Here is a 16,927-nt window from a genome sequence, read left to right on the forward strand (position 1 = left end):
GCATCGGGCGTCAGCCGTTGCGCCGGTTGTCGGCAGATCCTGGAGACTGCTCGAAATGCAGGATGCTGCTGCGCACTTCGGCAATCGTTTCCGCATAGGCGTCGGCGAGATCGTTCCAGAGCATGGGGATCTCTACGTCGGAGGTGGAACGTGACAGCGCTTCGACACGCCCAAGCATGCCCGCGAGACGTTCGGCGCCGACCAGGGCGACGGTTCCTTTGAGGGAATGACTTTCCAGCGTAATGCGCGAGGTATGTCCGGCTTGGATGGCCTGTTGCAGGCGCTCGAACATCGGCGGAGCGATGTCGAGAAAGGTAGCGGACAATTCCAGGAAGGCCTGGACATCCTGTCCGGCGGCGTCCAGAAGCACCGACGGATCGATTTGCCGATAGCGTGACGTCATGCTCGCATCCCCTGGTGCCTCTCTGGCTTATTGTCGTTTTATTGTACGCGTTGCATCGGGCACTGTCCCGTCCAATGACGGCAGGCGGAAAGAAAAAGTGCTGCCGGCGCCGACATCGGAGCGGACGGTAATTTCACCGCCCATGAGCTCGACCAGCAGGGCGGCGATGGTCAGTCCGAGTCCCGCGCCATCATGGGGACGCGCAGCCGAGTCGTCGGTCTGCGTGAATTTTTCAAAAATGGTTTTCTGCAAGGCAACAGGGATGCCCGGGCCCGTATCGATGATGCTGAACAGCAATCCCTTTCCATCGGTTTCCACCGTCAGACGCACGAATCCGCTGTCGGTAAACCGGCACGCATTATCGAGCAGCTTGTCCAGCACCTGCAGTAGCCTGACCCGATCGCATTGCACGTAAGGCGGCACGTCAGCGGCGATGCGGGATTGGATTTGCAGTCCCTTTTTGGCAGCAACTTCCTGATGCGTACTGACGGCGTGCGTGATGATGTCGGCCAGTTTCTCCTGGCTGATACTCAGGCTGATTTTTCCCGAACGCAGGGCGCTCAGTTCCAGTACCGAATCAACCAACGCGAGCAAACGCAGCCCGCTTTCCTGGATGGCGCCTGCAAATTCGCCGTGCCGGGTGCCGGCGAGGTCTTCGGCCAGTGTTTCCGAATAGCCCAGGATGCCGTTTAGCGGAGTGCGGAACTCATGGGACATGTTCGACAGGAAATGTAGTTTAGCCTTGCGCGCCAGCAGGGCTTCGCGACGGCTTTCTATCAGGTGGCCGATGAGGATGACCAGTGCGGCGGTGCCGAGGATGATGAGCAGCGACGCCAGGCTCGTCAGCGTCAACGTCTGACTCCGGGTCTTGCGATAGCCGTCGAGACGTTCATCCAGATCGATGCCGACAGTGACGTACAAAGGATAGTTGTCCAGTTTCTGATAAGCGTAGAAACGGTCGCGATGATCGATGATGCTGGTGGCGCGCAGCATGCCGCTGCCGTGGCTGCGCATCGCCTGGAATACCTCGCTGCCCGAGATGTCCTGCCCCATGGAGTCGTCTGCTCCGATATGGCGCACGCGCAGCACGCCATCGTCGCCCACAAGTGAAATGGAGCCCAGCTGCCCGACGTCGACCTTTTGGTAAATTGAGGTGAAATATCCCGGATCCATCGACGCAATGACCACGCCGTTGAACGCGCCGTCAGGCCCGCTGATGCGGCGCGTCATCTGCAGCGACCATTTTCCCGAGACACGGCCGAGCAAGGGCTTGCTGATGTACAAACCCGTGTTGGCCGATTGCATGTGCACCTTGATGTGTTCGCGATCAGCAAGATTAAGAGGCTTGAACGGCTTGGTCGACAGGATGACGTCAGCTTTCTCGTTGACGATGGAGAAAAGATTGAAGACCTCCGACGGCGCGACGCCGTCCTTCAATTCCTTGTTGATGTCGAGGCTGCTTCCCAGGGCGTTATATCGGGAGCGCAGATAAACCACAGCCTGGTCGGTGGATTCGACCGTGCGGGTGGCGTGTTCCTTGAACAACAGGGACAGGCTGATCGCGTCTCGCCTTGCGCTGTCGACTTCGTCACGATAGCTCTTGTCCAGCTGCCACCATGCCGACGCCCATAGTCCGGCGAGGAGCAGGGCGGCGCAGATGCAAAGGATGACGCCGACGCAGGCCTCCAGTGCGTCGCGCAATTTCTGCAGGCGCGAGACAGGCATCTGGGGACGATGTGAAAAACTCATGGCGTCATACTTCTAAAAAGTGGCTAGGCGCGCGCTGCCCGGGCCTTTTGGGCGCAGCATGCGCGGAGATAGCCGGACAGCTCGTCATAGTTGACCGGCTTGCGGAAAAACACGACGCCTTCCGGAACGCCGCCGCGCGCATCCAGTTCTTCCGGCGCCAGGCTCGACACGATGGCGATGTTGATGTCCGACAGCGAAGGGTAGCTGAGGATGGTGGTGATCACCTCGTAGCCGTCGATGCCGTCCATGACGATGTCGGCCAGCACGATGTCCGGTTTGTTGCTGGCGATTTCCACCAGGGCCTGATAGCCGTTTTCACAAAACGTCGTGGTCGCAGGCAAGTTCCACGACGCGATCTTCTTTGCGTAGATGTCGCGTTGCATCTTGTTGTCCTCCACCACCAGGATGGAGGTCTTCTTGTTGAGCACCGGCTTGTCGTGAGTGTCTTGCGGCGTATGCGGCGCGGCTTTATATGCTTCCACGGCAGCCAGAGGGATGCGGCGATGTCCGCCTTTTGTCTTCCACGCCTCGATCACGCCGGATTCCACCAGTTGCTGAACCGATGTCACGGAAATGCCCAGGATCTGGGCAGCTTCCTGGGTTGTGCATACCTCGGCAGTCGTCATGGCAACGTTTCCTATCATATTGATTGAATTTTAAACGAATTAAATAAATTTGCAAATTTAATGTTTAATTTGTTAAAATTGATTTATTCGATGAGATTTTGTTTTGCTGCCTGCTTTACGGCAACTTTGGGTCCCATTATGGGATGAAACGTGCAAATCTGAAAGGGGCTAGGGGAAATATGAAAAACCACGAATTCGTTATGGCAACCGGTATTGCCGATTATTCCCGACTGATGTGCGAACGCCGTGTCTCATTCGTGCGGGCGCTGATGGATGAATGCCGGCTCCTGCAACAGCGGATCGACCAGGAAAAGCTGGCCATGGCATCCGGAGTTGTCGAGTTCGTATGGGAAGGCTCTGTCTACGAGACCCGCCTGCCGCCCACCAAGGCTTCCATTGCGGCACTGGCGGAACTCAATGCCGTACTCGGCGATTTGTCCAAGATCGACCACATCCTCAACGATGTCGCAGTCCAGGTCGGCGCAGACGCGCTGGCTTACGGGAACATGTTGTGACCTCAGCAACCGCACGACTGTCGGGCCTCTGGCGCTGTGTCGGCGTGCGTCATGTGTTCCTGTCGGCGGGCCTATTGCTGGCAATCGCCGCGTTGGGCTGCAGCCTTCGCCTGGACGCGGCGTTGCCTGCCGTGCACCAACTGCAACTGGCCATGTTCGTGCTGGCAGCGGCCATCTTCATCTACAGCGTGTCGCTCTGGCGTTTCATGCGGCGGCGGGAAGATGTGGAATGCCAGTTGCAAAACGCAAAGGATGCCGCCGACAAGGCCAACTCCGCGCGCGGCGAGTTCCTGTCGACCATGAGCCATGAAATCCGCACGCCGATGAATGCGATCCTGGGCATGGCAGGGCTGATCCGGACCACACCGCTGGACGCGCAACAGGACGGCTTCGCCAAAGGGATAGAGGAGTCTGCACAATCGTTGATGAACATCATCGACGACGTCCTCGATTTCTCGAAGATCGATGCCGGAAAACTGGATATCGAAGCGCGCGAAGTCGAGTTGCTGGGCATCGTCGAAGCCAGCGTCGACGTGCTCGCGTCCCGCGCCAGGGAAAAAGGCGTACGCCTCAGCAGCTATGTCGATCCCAACCTGCCGGACATGGTCCGCGGCGACCCCGGTCGTTTGCGGCAGATATTGCTCAACCTGTTGAGCAACGCCGTCAAGTTCACCTCCTTTGGGGAAATAGCCGTCAGTGCCAGGCTCGTCGACGAGGCGCCCGGCCAGTGCCGCGTCCGCTTCCAGGTGACCGATACCGGGGTCGGCATCGACAGCCGGGCCCTGGACAAACTCTTCATGCCGTTCGTCCAGGCCGACGGATCCGTGACGCGCAAGTACGGCGGCACCGGCCTCGGACTTTCCATCTGCAAGCGCCTGGTCAGCCTGATGGGAGGGCAGATCGGCGTCGAAAGTCGCGTTGGGCATGGTTCGGCATTCTGGTTCGAGCTTGCGATGCCGGTCATCAAGAAGGCCGGAAATTCAAACCAGTTGCAGGGAGAGATGCTGCTGGTGGCGCCGGACGACGAGAGCGCCAGGGCCTTGCGCAAGTATGCCGCCGCAGCGGGAATGTCGGTGCGCAGCGCCCTGAGCCTGGGGCAGGGGCGGGAGCTTGCAGCCAGGCTGGCCCCTGGCGCCATCGTCGTCATCGACACCGCGGTACATGACTTTTGCCTCGAAAAACTCGCCGAGGTCCGCACCGCGTGGAACCGGGCAGGGGCTTGGCTGCTGTTGGCCGCCGATGAAGACGTCCGTGACGATCTGGCGATGGCCACCGATGCCCCGATTCTCATGTTGCCGCTCAGGAAAGACGTCTTCTGCAATGCTCTGGCGGCGCGCAGCATCCCGCCGGCGATCCCCGATGCGGCAAAGCCAGCCGCCCCGGACGAACAGACCGCCGTTCCCCCCGTAAAAAAAACGTACGTCAATCTGCCCATCCTGCTGGTCGAAGACAACCTCATGAATCAAAAGGTCGCAGTGCATCAGCTGAATTTTCTGGGATACGACGTCGACGTCGCCGTGAATGGAAGGGAGGCATTGGCAATGCTCGACCGCGGCACCTATGCTGCGGTGCTGATGGATTGCCAGATGCCGGAAATGGATGGCTTCGAGGCGACGCGACGCATCCGCGCGGGCGAACATACCAGCGGCCAGCACATTACGGTGATTGCCATGACGGCAAACGCGATGATGGGCGACCGCGAGCGGTGCCTGGAAGCCGGCATGGATGACTACCTCAGCAAACCGATCCTGCGCGATCGACTGGAATCGGTGCTGGCCGGACATGTACAGCGGCACGGCAGTGCTGCCGGTTCTGGCTTGGGCGCCGGGCAGCCGGAAGCGCTCGACATGAGGCGCCTGCAAGAACTGTTCGACGACGACCGCGACACCATGCAATCGATGTTGTCATTCTTCGTCGTCAACACCCGGCCGGTCATCGACGCGTTACAGCAAGCGGCACTGAACCGGGACATACCCGCCGCCCTTGAGTTACTGCATCGCCTGGCCGGATCCGCCGGCAATCTCGGGGCGTCCCGAATCGCTGCGCTGGCGGGCGTCGCCGAAGCGGCGGCACGAGAGGGCGACTGCCTCCAACTCAACCAGCGTTGCCAGGAGTTGCTCAAGGCATTTCACTGCGTGCAACAGCGTATTGAAGAAATGAAGGAAACAACATGAACGTACTGATCGTCGACGACGACCGCATCAACCTCGCCCTGTTTTCGCACCTGCTGGAAGACATCCCGGATACGACCATCTTCGGGGCCTCCGATCCTGCCCATGCCCTGGACTGGTGCCGCGAGCATGAAACGGACTTGCTGCTGCTGGATTACATGATGCCGGATATGAACGGCTTTGCCTTCCTTGAGCAATTCCGACTCTTGTCGGGACAGGATCATGTTCCGGTCATCATGATCAGCACAGACGCCAAAACCACCGTGAGGCACGCGGCGCTGGAGCTGAGCGCCAACGACTTCCTCACCAAACCGGTCAACAAGGTCGAGTTGCGCTCCCGCGTCTGCAACATGTTGAACCTGCGCAAATCTCAACTGCGCCAAAGCGGGCTTGCCCGCAGCCTCGAATGCAAAGTGCAGGAGGCCGACGAAAAAATGCAGCAAAACGAGCAGGCAACTGCTGGCCGGCTTGCAACTGCAGCCCAGTACCGGGACCCGGAAACAGGTGCGCATTTGCTGCGCATGGCGGGCTATGCCCGTCTGGCGGCGGCCAACCTCGGGCTATCTGTGGAAGAACAAAACGATATCCATGACGCCGCGCCACTGCACGACATCGGAAAAATCGGCATCCCTGACCACATCCTGCTCAAGCCAGGTCGACTGGACGATGCGGAGATGCAAATCATGCGGACCCACCCGTTGATCGGCGCGCAGATTCTCAAGGATGGCAATTCGAAGCTCATGCGTAACGCCTCGGTGATCGCGCTGACACACCACGAGAAATTCGACGGCAGCGGCTATCCGCACGGGCTGAAAGGCAAAGATATCCCGCTCTATGGGCGCCTCGTCGCCGTTGCTGACGTCTTCGACGCGCTGACGTCAAGCCGTCCATACAAGGCGGCCTGGAGCATCGAAAGAGCCACCGGCTGGCTCAGGCAGAATGCCGGCAGCCATTTCGATCCCGACTGCGTGGAAGCGCTATTGAGAGACATGGGACAAATCCACGCCATCCTCAACGCCCATAAAGATGAGGACATCCACTAGCCATGAGCGACAAAATAGATTTCAACGAACTCAAGGAAGTCCGGACGTTGCCATCGCCGACGGGCGTGGCCCTGAACGTCATGCGCATGTGCCGTAGCGACAATGTCTCGTTGAGCGACCTGGCTGCGCAAATACAGGCCGACCCGGTACTGGCGGGACGGCTGATCCAGCTCGCAAACCTCGGCAAGCGCGCCCAGGCACGCCCGATCATTGCCGTGTCAACGGAAGTCCTGCTGCTTATCGGCATACAGGCGGTGCGCCAGGTCGCACTCGGCGTATCGCTCATCAGTTCTTACCAGAGCGGCGCCTGCCGCGGATTCGATTACAACCAGTTCTGGTCGCGGTCGCTGGCCATGGCATGCGTGGCCCAGGCAATCGGCGAGCGCCGTCCGATCGCACCAACGGCTGAATTGTTCACTTGCGGACTGCTGGCGGGTATCGGCAGACTGGGCCTGGCGGCGGTGCGTCCCGATGCGTATGGAGAACTCCTGTCGGCAAACGCCTCGGCCACCGTCGACGAGCTGATGAAGCTGGAACGGGAACGCTTCGGCTGCGATCGCGTGCAATTGTCGGTCTCCATGATGGAAGACTGGAAAATTCCGAGCCTGTTCGTCGGCGCGGTGCGGTTCTACAAGACGCCGGCGTTATCGGGCTGGGTGGAAGACAGCCGCCGCCAGCAACTGGTGCGCTTGCTGAACCTGGCCGCATTGATTGCCGACATCGACGTCGCAGCCGAAGAAGAGAAGCTGCAGGCGATGCCGTCGCTGTTTGAACGAGCCGCCGCCATCGGCCTGTCGGCCGAAGATGTGACCGAGGTGATGAAACAGGCGGCGAAAGAATGGATAGGCTGGCGCGAAGTGCAGCGGTTTTCGCGGTGACGTCAGTTCGGGCGCGCGCGACATCATCTCGACTCTCGGAGGTTCGACAGGCGACCCAATAAAAAATGCAAAAAATATGGCTTCCTGGGGCATGATGGCGATTCCACACAAATCTTGATGGATGGAATTGACATGATCCCCATACGCCCGGACATCCCTCACGACAGCGAGGGCCAAGCGCTCGAACGTGGTTGCAGCGGCTGCGCCGACTCTGCAGAATTGGACATCCAATTCGACTATGCCTATCAGCCGATTGTTGAATTCACAACCAAATCGATTTATGCGTATGAAGCGCTGGTGCGCGGTCCGCAAGGGGAGTCTGCCGCCAGCGTATTAGCGCAGGTCAACGACAACAATCGCTACCGGTTTGACCAGGCATGCCGGGTGAGGGCGGTGGAGGGGGCATCGATACTCGGGATGACCGAACTGTTATCGATCAACTTTCTTCCCAACGCGGTGTATCGCCCCGAAGTCTGTATCCGCAGCACGTTCGCGGCGGCCCGCAAATATAACTTCCCGATTGAAAACATCATCTTCGAAGTGACCGAGGGCGAGCGGGTCCAGGACCGGCCGCATCTGGTCAACATTTTCAAGGAGTACCATCGTTTTGGATTCCAGACGGCCATTGACGATTTCGGCGCCGGTTATGCCGGCTTGAACCTGCTGGCGGAGTATCAGCCTGATCTCATCAAGATCGACATGGACCTGGTACGCGATGTGGATAGCAACAAGCCGCGCCAGGCAATCGTGGCCGGGATCGCCGCCATTTGTAAAAGTCTGAATATCCGCGTGCTTGCGGAAGGTATCGAAACCGCTGCCGAACGCGACTTTCTACTGAGCGCGGGCATCACGCTCATGCAGGGCTATTGGTTCGCCAAACCTGGATTCAGGAAATTGAGCACCATTCCTGATTCGGCCTGGCGGTAACTTCAAACGCCGGCTTCCGGACAGTTAAACCACGGCGGCGCTGAACGACTCCGGCCGCCGCGCGAGCAGATGCGACAGCCGCTGAAGACCGGCCTGCAAACGTCCGCGATCCTTGATGCTTCCCAACGAGATCCGAATTGCATTCACGGATGCGCCGCCAGTTGCGAACGCCTCCGCCGGCGTGACTGCGATGCCCTCGCTACCGGCTGCACGCGCAAGCTGCGAGGAGTTCCAATAGCCCGGCAACTCGAGCCATACATGCAAGCCGTCGCCGGTGCCGCTATACCGCCCCGCCAGAATATCCCGCGCCATCCGGTGGCGCAGGCGCGCCTCGTTGCGTACGCCTTCCATCAATCCGCCCGCCGAACCATCCATGATCCACTGGGTGGCCAGCGCAGCAGTCAGCGGCGCCACCATCAGCGCAAACGATCTGAGCGCGACCAGGAAACGTTCGCGTTCGTGCGGGTCGCGTATCAGTACGAAAGCGACGCGCAAGCCGGGCGTGAGGCATTTCGACAGGGTAGAGATGTAGACCACATGTTCCGGGGCAAACGTGGCGACAGGCGGCGGGGCATCGGCAAGGAGCCAGTAGGGATCATCCTCGACGATGCGTACATTGCAGCGCCTGGCGATGCCGGCGAGCTCCTTGCGCCGCCGTTCCGGAATGGTGACGGCGGTCGGGTTCTGTAACGTCGGATTGAGGTAAACCAGCCCAGGCTGGTACTGGCGACACGCTTCCTCAAGTCGCTCAGGCACCATCCCGTGCTTGTCCGCTTCCACCGCAACGATGCGTCGGCCGAATTGAGCCGCTGCGGTACGCAAGCCGGGATAACTCGCTGGTTCTGCCAGGATGACATCGCCAGGCTCCGTCAACGCAAGGATCAATGCGGCGATCGCCGCTTGCGCACCCGGACAAACCACAACTTGCCCAAAATCCAGATGCCCAAACATCGGCGCCAGCCATTTGGCGCCGGCCTTGCGGTCGGAGTCGCTTCCCCCGGCCAGGTGGTAAGTCATCAGCAATTCATTGTCTGCCCGCATCAGCACCTGAGACAAACCTTGCTTCAACATGTCGTCAAAATCCACGCCAGCCGGCGGTGGCGGGGTGTTCATGCTCAGGTCGAGGATAGCGGTCAATTCGACTTTCGGCGCCGCGACATAGGTGCCGCGGGCGCCTCGGCCCTCCAGCAAGTTGCGGCGCCTGGCTTCGTCGTAGGCGCGCGTGATCGTCGTCAGATCGACGCCCAGCCGTGCCGCCAATTGGCGCTGCGTAGGCAGACGGGCACCCGGTTTCAGCGATCCTTCGGCCACCGCCGCCTGCAACGCATCCGCAATCTGCAAAAACCGTGGCCCGCCATGCACAGCCAGGCGCGGCAACCAGAGCGGCGAATTTTCATCTTGTATGCTTTTTGACTGGGACATTTTGTCTCAATGTATGGAAATTGCTTTCAAGTAGTATGCGTCAGGACGTGCAGCAGCGCCATCCTTGCATGGCCGCCTGGCGGTGATGGTTCGGGTAAAAATGAAGCTGCTGACGTCGCGTTTCAAGGTAGTTCTCCGCACGATAACTGGTATCAAGCAATAGCCTGGAAGTATTAAAAAGATGGAATGGGTCCCGATAGTCTTCGTTACGTTCAAAGTTCTCGTGCTCGGCACGGGCATGTTCTACGCCATCAAGTGGCATTACGATCAAGGGAAGGAGAAAGGACCGCGTGCGGTGTTGCGCGCGAGCGGCAAGGTGGTCACGGTCGTGGTGCTATCGCTGGCGGGCCTGGGGCTTTTCACTTACGTCCTTGCCAGGACGCTGGGATTGGACTTGACCTTTCCATGACGGGCAAGAATGGATGGGAGGCTGGTATTCGGGGAGACGGCTGTCGGGCAGCGTCGGGCGGGTTATAGAGAATCGCCAGGAACATCTCAAATACTTGCTTATGTCATTTAACGAGTCCTCAATGTTGTTTGTTCATTGGTGCGATAAGTAATTGATTCGCAGGTCATTTCCGTGACTAGACGTCACTTTTGTTCACGAAAATATGTTCATATCGTTGTCCTCTCGGGTTGGACCAACATGGAGCAAGAAACTAAGCCCCTTGCCGAGCGAGTTGTGCTTCAAATTGGTTATCCTTGGTGCAGTAGTGCACAGTCAAGAAGATTCTGGAGCCTTGTTGCCTCTATGTGATTGGTGCTCGAGAAGATCCAATGTAATGGTCGAGGAACACGAACTCGGATACTACGGCATCTTCGAGCTTAAAACGACGGTCATCGGGAGTGTTGCTATTGCCGCGGCTAACTTTATGTAGTGATGCGGTAAGGGTGGACATAGTGAATACTGCCATCTTCTGTAGCTTAGCTTGGGATTGTGTTAAGAACCCAAAAGGTACATTGTACTGAGTCGCATTCGGGGTCTTCCAATGATAAGTCGCAACGCCAAAGACTCCTGGAATTAGCAAAACCTCGACACATTGATGCTTGGGTTGGTACGGACTTAAGATAACGCGGCTGAATCCTGCATCAATCAGGTGGTGTGCGCGCTTAAAAAGACGGTCACGATGTTCGCTTTGATGACATGGTGCGATGGCCGTGATTTCCTTCGGCGAGTCAAACGTATCTTGAAACACACCTTGGATGCCATTGATGAGATCGCGAACTAAGCTTGTGCGCCCCCATAGCTCGGAGTCTGGAATCACCCAAAAGATCGCCTCTGGCATTCCAGTATTGCGACTTTTCTTAATTGATGAAAACGATTTTCTAAGTTCATCTAGTAGGCGAGATTGGTTCTTTGGCATATATAGCGCACCGAGAACGGCTTTGCTTTTGCCACCCTCATATACTTCACCGTTCGCTTGACCATGAACGTCGCGGACATATTTTGCGAAATCAATCGTCGGCTCTCTACGTAGACCAATTTTTCCGTCAGCGTTGATCACGACACCTTTGTTTTTATCTTCAGTTGACTTATGAAGGTAGCGGGCAAGTAACTCGTCGTTAAAGTACTCAACAAATGTGCGTAAGTGATCACTGTGAGTTGAGAGGGTAGCTATCCTGTCGGCAGTAAGGGTGCGCACCTGAGATCGTAGCGATTCAGGTAATAGTTCAAGTTGCGCATCAATCTCGAACTCGACATTTCCCTCGATGTCTACGTCAAAGTGTACTGGAAGCGGTATGCTAAATGGGCGTCCGGCTCTGATATCGTCGACCTTATAGCAGGAGTAGGCGCGCCTCTTTTCGTCTTCAAATTCCAGGCGTTCGATATCAAGAAAATGCTTGTGAAATGCCGCTTCTGCTCGCTCGATGGTTTTTCCTGCTACGTCGCTATTTTCATCCCATTTGAGTTCCAAGGCATTGTCCCAATAGTTGTTCGCCAATACCTTGGGCAGAGGGGTGTAGCTAAGCAGTTCAAAAATAGGACGGCTTTGCCGCTCTGCTATTTTTGTAAAGCGCGGCAGTCCGTCTTCAGACACTGCAAAACGAGACTCGGCGTAAGACGTCAATGAAATGCGGCCATTGGCTTCGCCTACAAGTCCTTCTTCCCTCAGAATGTCCAGCAAGTCACGAAGTTGTCCAGCTGAAAATCCGAAGTACTCTCTTATGGCGCTGACTTCCATAGGCCCGCTTAAGTGTAGTAGACGCACTGCGAAGTCCGTCATGACCGGAACCTGGCGGTCAATCGAGACATGGCAACGAACGTAGAAGATTTGCGCAGGAATGGCGACCGCGACGGTGTTAAAACGCTCACGCATAGGTTAAGGTCCGTTTCAAGTCATTTGAAGGAACGATGTGCGCCAATTGATGCTCCGCAAGACGCTCGACTTCATCGAGTACGCGCTTCATGGGCGTCGTGGTCCGCGCTCGCCACATAGCTGAAGAACTGACAATTATCAATCGATCTTTGGCTCGAGACATCGCCACATTGACTCGCTCCGGGTCAACAAGAAAGCCGATATGTTCGTTCTCGTCATTACGCACGACCGAGAGCACGATGATGCGATTCTCTTTACCCTGGTAGCTGTCCACCGTGCCCACTGTGAAGTAGTCTCGAAGACCTGATGCCCATTCGGCCTGTTCAAGCTTCCGCCTGATTAGATCTCGTTGGGCGGCATACATAGCTATGATCCCGACAATCGGTTCGTGTCCCGTTTCTATGGCGCGAACGCTTTCCAAAAACTCAGTCGATGTCAATATGCTTCGAATGACTTCCACTACGGCAGCGGCTTCAGCCTCGTTCACTAGTGCCCCTTCTTGGGTTCCAGACGAACGATGGAATCCGGCGCGCCCCTGATCTCGTGTGTCGATCCATACTACCTGCGAGGCAAGAAAATCAGGCAATAGCGCGTACTCTTCACCTGGAGGTACTCGTCCGACCTCTAAGGCATCGGCATAAAAGCAATGCGAAACAAGTCGACTGATGTGTTCTGCCATACGGTACTGAACCTTAAGGGTTCGTCCGACCAACTTGCCGTATTTGGAAGAGAATACTCGTTGGAAATTGTTGATTTTCCTGAAATCCTTGCGGGGTACGCCAAGCAACGTGGATGCTCGATCCTCAACAGCCCGAGGATAGGAAGGTGGCAGCTGAAGATGGTCGCCGACAAGCAGCACACGTTTTCCAGCCTGCATCGCAACCACGAGCTCCATCGGCGAGGAGCGTGCTGCCTCGTCCACGATGACCCAGTCATAAGGAACTTCAGTGATTCCAAGCATCTGCTTGCCAACACCGACGCAAGTGCCGGCTACGATATTCGAACTCCGAGCGAGGAACGCTGTGTAGTTCGATCTAGGACTTCGCAAGACCTGAGCAAACTCCGTCGATAGGCGTGCAATTTCTCCCAGACGTGCACATTTAGCGGGGCTTGGTGAACCGTATTGCTCAGCTAAGGCATCAAGTTCTATTTCTAGTATGCCTAAAAGTTCGTCGTCGGAGCCTGACGTGTCTATCTCGAACTGGCGGGCTGCGATTTCGGTAATTACCTGCCGAAGGCGTCGTATATGTTCTTCTGCCGATTCATCTGTCGTATCGCTCTCTTCAACAGTGCTAGCAAGCCTATCAACACGTTGAATTAATGGGCCTAAGGTAAGGTGCAGTTCAGTAGCATCACGAACATAGCCTTCTGGCAGACCCATGGCAACGCCAACTGCACGTACTCGTTCTTTAATCTCTGCATCAAAGGACTCTCGGTAGCGTTGCCGCAGCGAGTCTTCCTGAACGCTACGTAACCCCGGGGACACCATTGATTGAAGTCCGACTCGCACTATTGATGCTTCTAGGCTGGACGCACGTAGCGATCCTGCAACCTTGTCTAAAACGTTATTAACCGCTTCGTGCGATTGGCTGACTAATAGTATGTTGTCGGCCATGTTGCGTGATAAAAGTAGATGGACAAACGACGCTATAAACTTTGTCTTTCCTGTTCCAGGAGGACCTTGAAGTAAAGAAATGGGGCTGAAAGAAAGTGCTGCCCGAAGTGCTTCTTCCTGTGATTCGTTCAACTCATACTCGCCAAGATCGCTCGGCTCAATCTTCGATTCATGCCTCGGCATTTGCTCAGTGTCGGGGTCAAAATAGTCGACTAATGAAGGAATGAGGCCGCCGCCGGCAAGTACCCGTTTCATTGCCGCAACACGGCGTTCGGACGCTGCCTTCTCAAAAGTTCCTCGTATGTGCAAAACGTCGCCTTGCGTGGGAGAGAATCGCATGCTCTTGGAATGGACTCTCATTACATCCTTGCCCAAATCAGGCAATACCGATCCCACGGTGAACCATCGTTCTCCTCCATCGCTAACGTCGAAACCTCGTTGCAAAAGTTCAATGCGTTCGTCTTCAGAGAAATCAAGCACGCCGCCATCGCAATCGAAAGAGATTATCCATTCACCGCTCCTGGGTGGAACCTGCTTTGCGCCGCGTACAGTGATTGTAGTGACGTTCATCTCGTCGGTATCAGCTAGCGCACTCCAGAGATCTACCGCAGTCACGAGGCCCAGAAGGCCGGCCTCGCTCTGGTGTGCATACGGATCGGCGGTGATTGCTTTTACTTGCCCTCCACTTTCGGTTTCATCTGGGAGGTTGACACTGTAGTGCTGGAATAGCAGCCCCGCCAGTGCGGCAATATCATGCTCTTCCGCATAGCCAATTTGAATTTCGGCGCTTAACGTGAAAAGTCTTCTTCGGTAAGCACTGACGAAATCGATGTGATCGATTTCTTTTACGGCAGCATCGAGCACCGCATCTTCTATTGGATCGTATTTGATGTAGAGCTCTTGCCTCGTCCCGACAACATAAAACCGTATTTGCTGAGACTCTAAATGCCTGTTGGCTCGCACGGAGTATTCGCCGTTGTTAGATATAAACGCGAATGATGTGGGGCCACTTCGGCTGCGGTGCTTCAGTACTACCTTGAAGGTTGCATTCGTGTTAGGTTTGGGATGGAGTTCATCCTGTAACGTTTCCGCTAGCAGGTCTAATGGGGGTAGAGCATCTACTCGTTCGATAGCTCGCGCTACGTTGCTTCTAGTGTCCGAGAAGTCTTCTGGTAGCAATTCAAGAACCAAGGCGCATACCGCAAATGTATCTCTGTGCAATGGAGATGCATTTTCAAGTGCAGAAGGAATAGCACCTATAGTGATACCATCGTCACCATCTGCGCTTAGGTCGGGGATGTCTACTAGAACGACGCGTGGAGATTCTCCCTCTGGGATTTCTGGCACGATGATATTGGCGGCCTTTACGTCACCATGAGAAAGCCCAAGCATATGAAGGCGTTGCACTGCGTTCAACAATGCGAGTGCCACGAATGCTCGTTGACGTCCATCGGGACTTGTTCCTAACCACTCTGTGAGCGTCTGTCCTTCAGTCCATCGTGTGACTAGCATTAGTCCAAAGTTGCTGAGACCAAAATCAATTACGTCAGGGGCTGCATCAAAACCAGATTGCCGCAGTGAACGCGCTTGCTGCAGAAACGAGAGAAGACGAAGGTTACGTGCAGTGTATTTTGGATCGTATTTGAGTTGAGGCCAGCATTTTACCAAGATACGAACCCCATTCTGGACCGATTCGTAGACCAGTTTTGCCGAAGTCTCCGAGATCATACGTTTAGGTGGTAGCGTGACGATGCTGGAACTTGTCTTATAGCCTCCGAAGTCATCTGAGCAAATATCCGGCCCTGCGTCGACCGCCAAGCATGCATTCAGCGCATCTAGAGCGTCAGAGGCATCTCGGTACCGTGCTGCCGGGTCGAGATCCATTGATTTTGAGTACCAACTTGCCAAGGCCGGAACGATGAGCGATAGGGTATTGTCATAGACAGGGACTTGATTTAGACGGTCAAGATCTCTGCCTTCCAGCAATTCGTAGATTAATACTCCGAGTAAGAATACATCTCGAACAAACGGATCAGACGAGCGATCTTGTGGGGAAGCATCTTCGTCTTCCGGCAATTCGATGGAGCCAGTTTCCAACTCAACTCGATGAACTCCAACCGTATGCATCTCCGGAACGCGTGCCGCGGCGAACGTTGATAGGATGATCCGGGATGGTTCAAGTACCCATAGCGTGCGTTTGGTGATGTCGCGATGGGCTATGCCCAGATCGTGTAGCTTCGCGAACCGAGCCAAAATACTCTTCGCCAGGGAGCGCCTGTCTTGTTCGTCCATGTCTGCGTTACGAGACATGTGCTCACCAAGCCGCTCGATGCCGGTGGGAAGGCGATAAGCTTCGACGAAGTTGGTGGTAATGTCGTCAGCAGTCGCCGAGCCGACGGGCTCTAGTAGATCTTCATGCAGCTCGGGTGCCTGAACACGCAGTGTTTCATTCAGACGTAACTCACGTAAGCCAATGGTTTGGCGCTCAATTTCGGACGTACCGCCGTCGGCAAGATTTTCAAAGTCCCACTTTCGCAATAGTGCTTTCGAACTTCTACTCTCCTGATGTTCGGCACGAAATTCCGACCAAATTTTTCGTGGGTGAATGTAATCCTCATGATCATCGATTTGTTCGAACCCGTGTAATACTGTGTGGCGCTTTCGTACCTCTGGGTTTTTCGTCGAAATGATGACGTCGTATTGTTGCCGATCCGGCAGCGGATTGGATGATTTATAGCTGAAAGACGGCGGAATGTCAGGGAATCGTTTTTTATAGCGATTGTCGTCTGAGGCGGCGTGTATGAACTCAGGGAGCGTCATGACGAAACGCCGCTGCTCGTCTGGAAACTTGACCAAGCGACACTTGGGATGGCACAGCACCACAACAGATTCGATAAATGGGACTTTTATTTGCGTGTTTTTCTCGCGAATAAAAGTTTTCAAAGCCCGAACTTTGTTGTCCGTAGTGTCCACCGGTGAGGGTACTGCGTCGCCTCGACGAAACCACTGACCGGAGGAGTATTCGATATCACCGTACCAGTTTTTCAACTCGACTACCAGAATTCGACTATTCGTCAATAACAGTAAGTCGATATCCAGTGGCTGCTTAGACCCTCGAGTGAGCAAGCGAAACGCAGCATAGGCTCCCCAAGATTTGGGGAGCTTAGCTTCTAGTTCTCGTAGAGCAGCGTGTTCAACCTCCAAGACTCCTCGCGGACTTAAATAATTGATTCGCACGGTAAAGCCTCCTCAAAATTTTA

General features: G+C 55.8%; 12 protein-coding genes. 6 read left to right on the forward strand and 6 right to left on the reverse strand.

Going from position 1 to position 16,927, the window contains the following annotated elements; genetic code table 11:
- Positions 1 to 10 precede the first annotated feature (10 nt).
- The 3 genes from ACIROW_RS02130 to ACIROW_RS02140 are packed head-to-tail and all read right to left on the reverse strand — an operon-like array spanning position 11 to position 2,778.
- Positions 11 to 403, reverse strand: coding sequence for an Hpt domain-containing protein (locus tag ACIROW_RS02130; protein WP_402271384.1), 393 nt, complete (start codon positions 401 to 403; stop codon positions 11 to 13).
- Positions 404 to 430: 27 nt separating this feature from the next.
- A complete protein-coding gene (locus ACIROW_RS02135; protein ID WP_402271387.1) occupies positions 431 to 2,152 on the reverse strand; it encodes an ATP-binding protein in 1,722 nt (573 codons plus the stop codon).
- Positions 2,153 to 2,175: 23 nt separating this feature from the next.
- Complete coding sequence (locus ACIROW_RS02140) at positions 2,176 to 2,778, reverse strand: excisionase family DNA-binding protein (RefSeq protein WP_402271390.1); 603 nt, start codon at positions 2,776 to 2,778, stop codon at positions 2,176 to 2,178.
- A 179-nt stretch (positions 2,779 to 2,957) separates the two neighbouring features.
- Here ACIROW_RS02140 and ACIROW_RS02145 point away from each other — a divergent pair, with 179 nt between their 5' ends.
- The 5 genes from ACIROW_RS02145 (at position 2,958) to ACIROW_RS02165 (ending at position 8,312) form a co-directional block, all read left to right on the forward strand.
- Positions 2,958 to 3,293, forward strand: coding sequence for a hypothetical protein (locus tag ACIROW_RS02145; protein ID WP_402271392.1), 336 nt, complete (start codon positions 2,958 to 2,960; stop codon positions 3,291 to 3,293).
- Positions 3,290 to 5,467 carry an ATP-binding protein gene (locus tag ACIROW_RS02150; RefSeq protein ID WP_402271395.1) on the forward strand — a complete coding sequence of 726 codons (2,178 nt, stop codon included), beginning with the start codon at positions 3,290 to 3,292 and terminating at the stop codon, positions 5,465 to 5,467. The genes ACIROW_RS02145 and ACIROW_RS02150 overlap by 4 nt, the downstream gene beginning before the upstream one ends.
- Positions 5,464 to 6,507: an HD domain-containing phosphohydrolase gene (locus ACIROW_RS02155; RefSeq protein WP_402271397.1), complete on the forward strand. Its 1,044-nt coding sequence runs from the start codon at positions 5,464 to 5,466 to the stop codon at positions 6,505 to 6,507. The genes ACIROW_RS02150 and ACIROW_RS02155 overlap by 4 nt, the downstream gene beginning before the upstream one ends.
- Positions 6,508 to 6,509: 2 nt before the next feature.
- Positions 6,510 to 7,385 (forward strand): HDOD domain-containing protein, encoded by an 876-nt coding sequence (locus ACIROW_RS02160; protein ID WP_402271400.1) that lies wholly within the window; start codon positions 6,510 to 6,512, stop codon positions 7,383 to 7,385.
- A gap of 132 nt (positions 7,386 to 7,517) precedes the next feature.
- Entirely contained in the window at positions 7,518 to 8,312 is a 795-nt protein-coding gene (locus tag ACIROW_RS02165; protein ID WP_402271402.1) for an EAL domain-containing protein, read from the forward strand.
- A 24-nt stretch (positions 8,313 to 8,336) separates the two neighbouring features.
- Here the strand turns inward: ACIROW_RS02165 and ACIROW_RS02170 are convergent, their stop codons facing one another.
- Positions 8,337 to 9,734: a PLP-dependent aminotransferase family protein gene (locus ACIROW_RS02170; protein WP_402271404.1), complete on the reverse strand. Its 1,398-nt coding sequence runs from the start codon at positions 9,732 to 9,734 to the stop codon at positions 8,337 to 8,339.
- 181 nt (positions 9,735 to 9,915) lie between these two features.
- Between ACIROW_RS02170 and ACIROW_RS02175 the strand changes: the two genes are divergently transcribed.
- The gene (locus tag ACIROW_RS02175) at positions 9,916 to 10,143 is read left to right on the forward strand and encodes a hypothetical protein (protein WP_402271406.1); all 228 of its coding nucleotides are present in this window, start codon (positions 9,916 to 9,918) and stop codon (positions 10,141 to 10,143) included.
- Between the two features lie 340 nt (positions 10,144 to 10,483).
- On the opposite strand, the gene ACIROW_RS02180 is transcribed toward ACIROW_RS02175, so the two are convergent.
- A complete protein-coding gene (locus ACIROW_RS02180; RefSeq protein ID WP_402271408.1) occupies positions 10,484 to 12,052 on the reverse strand; it encodes a hypothetical protein in 1,569 nt (522 codons plus the stop codon).
- Complete coding sequence (locus tag ACIROW_RS02185) at positions 12,045 to 16,904, reverse strand: AAA domain-containing protein (RefSeq protein ID WP_402271410.1); 4,860 nt, start codon at positions 16,902 to 16,904, stop codon at positions 12,045 to 12,047. Before ACIROW_RS02185 ends, ACIROW_RS02180 begins: the two co-directional genes overlap by 8 nt.
- Between the last annotated feature and the right edge of the window lie 23 nt (positions 16,905 to 16,927).

The organism is Herbaspirillum sp. NPDC101397 (assembly GCF_044767325.1).
GTDB lineage: Bacteria > Pseudomonadota > Gammaproteobacteria > Burkholderiales > Burkholderiaceae_D > Herbaspirillum.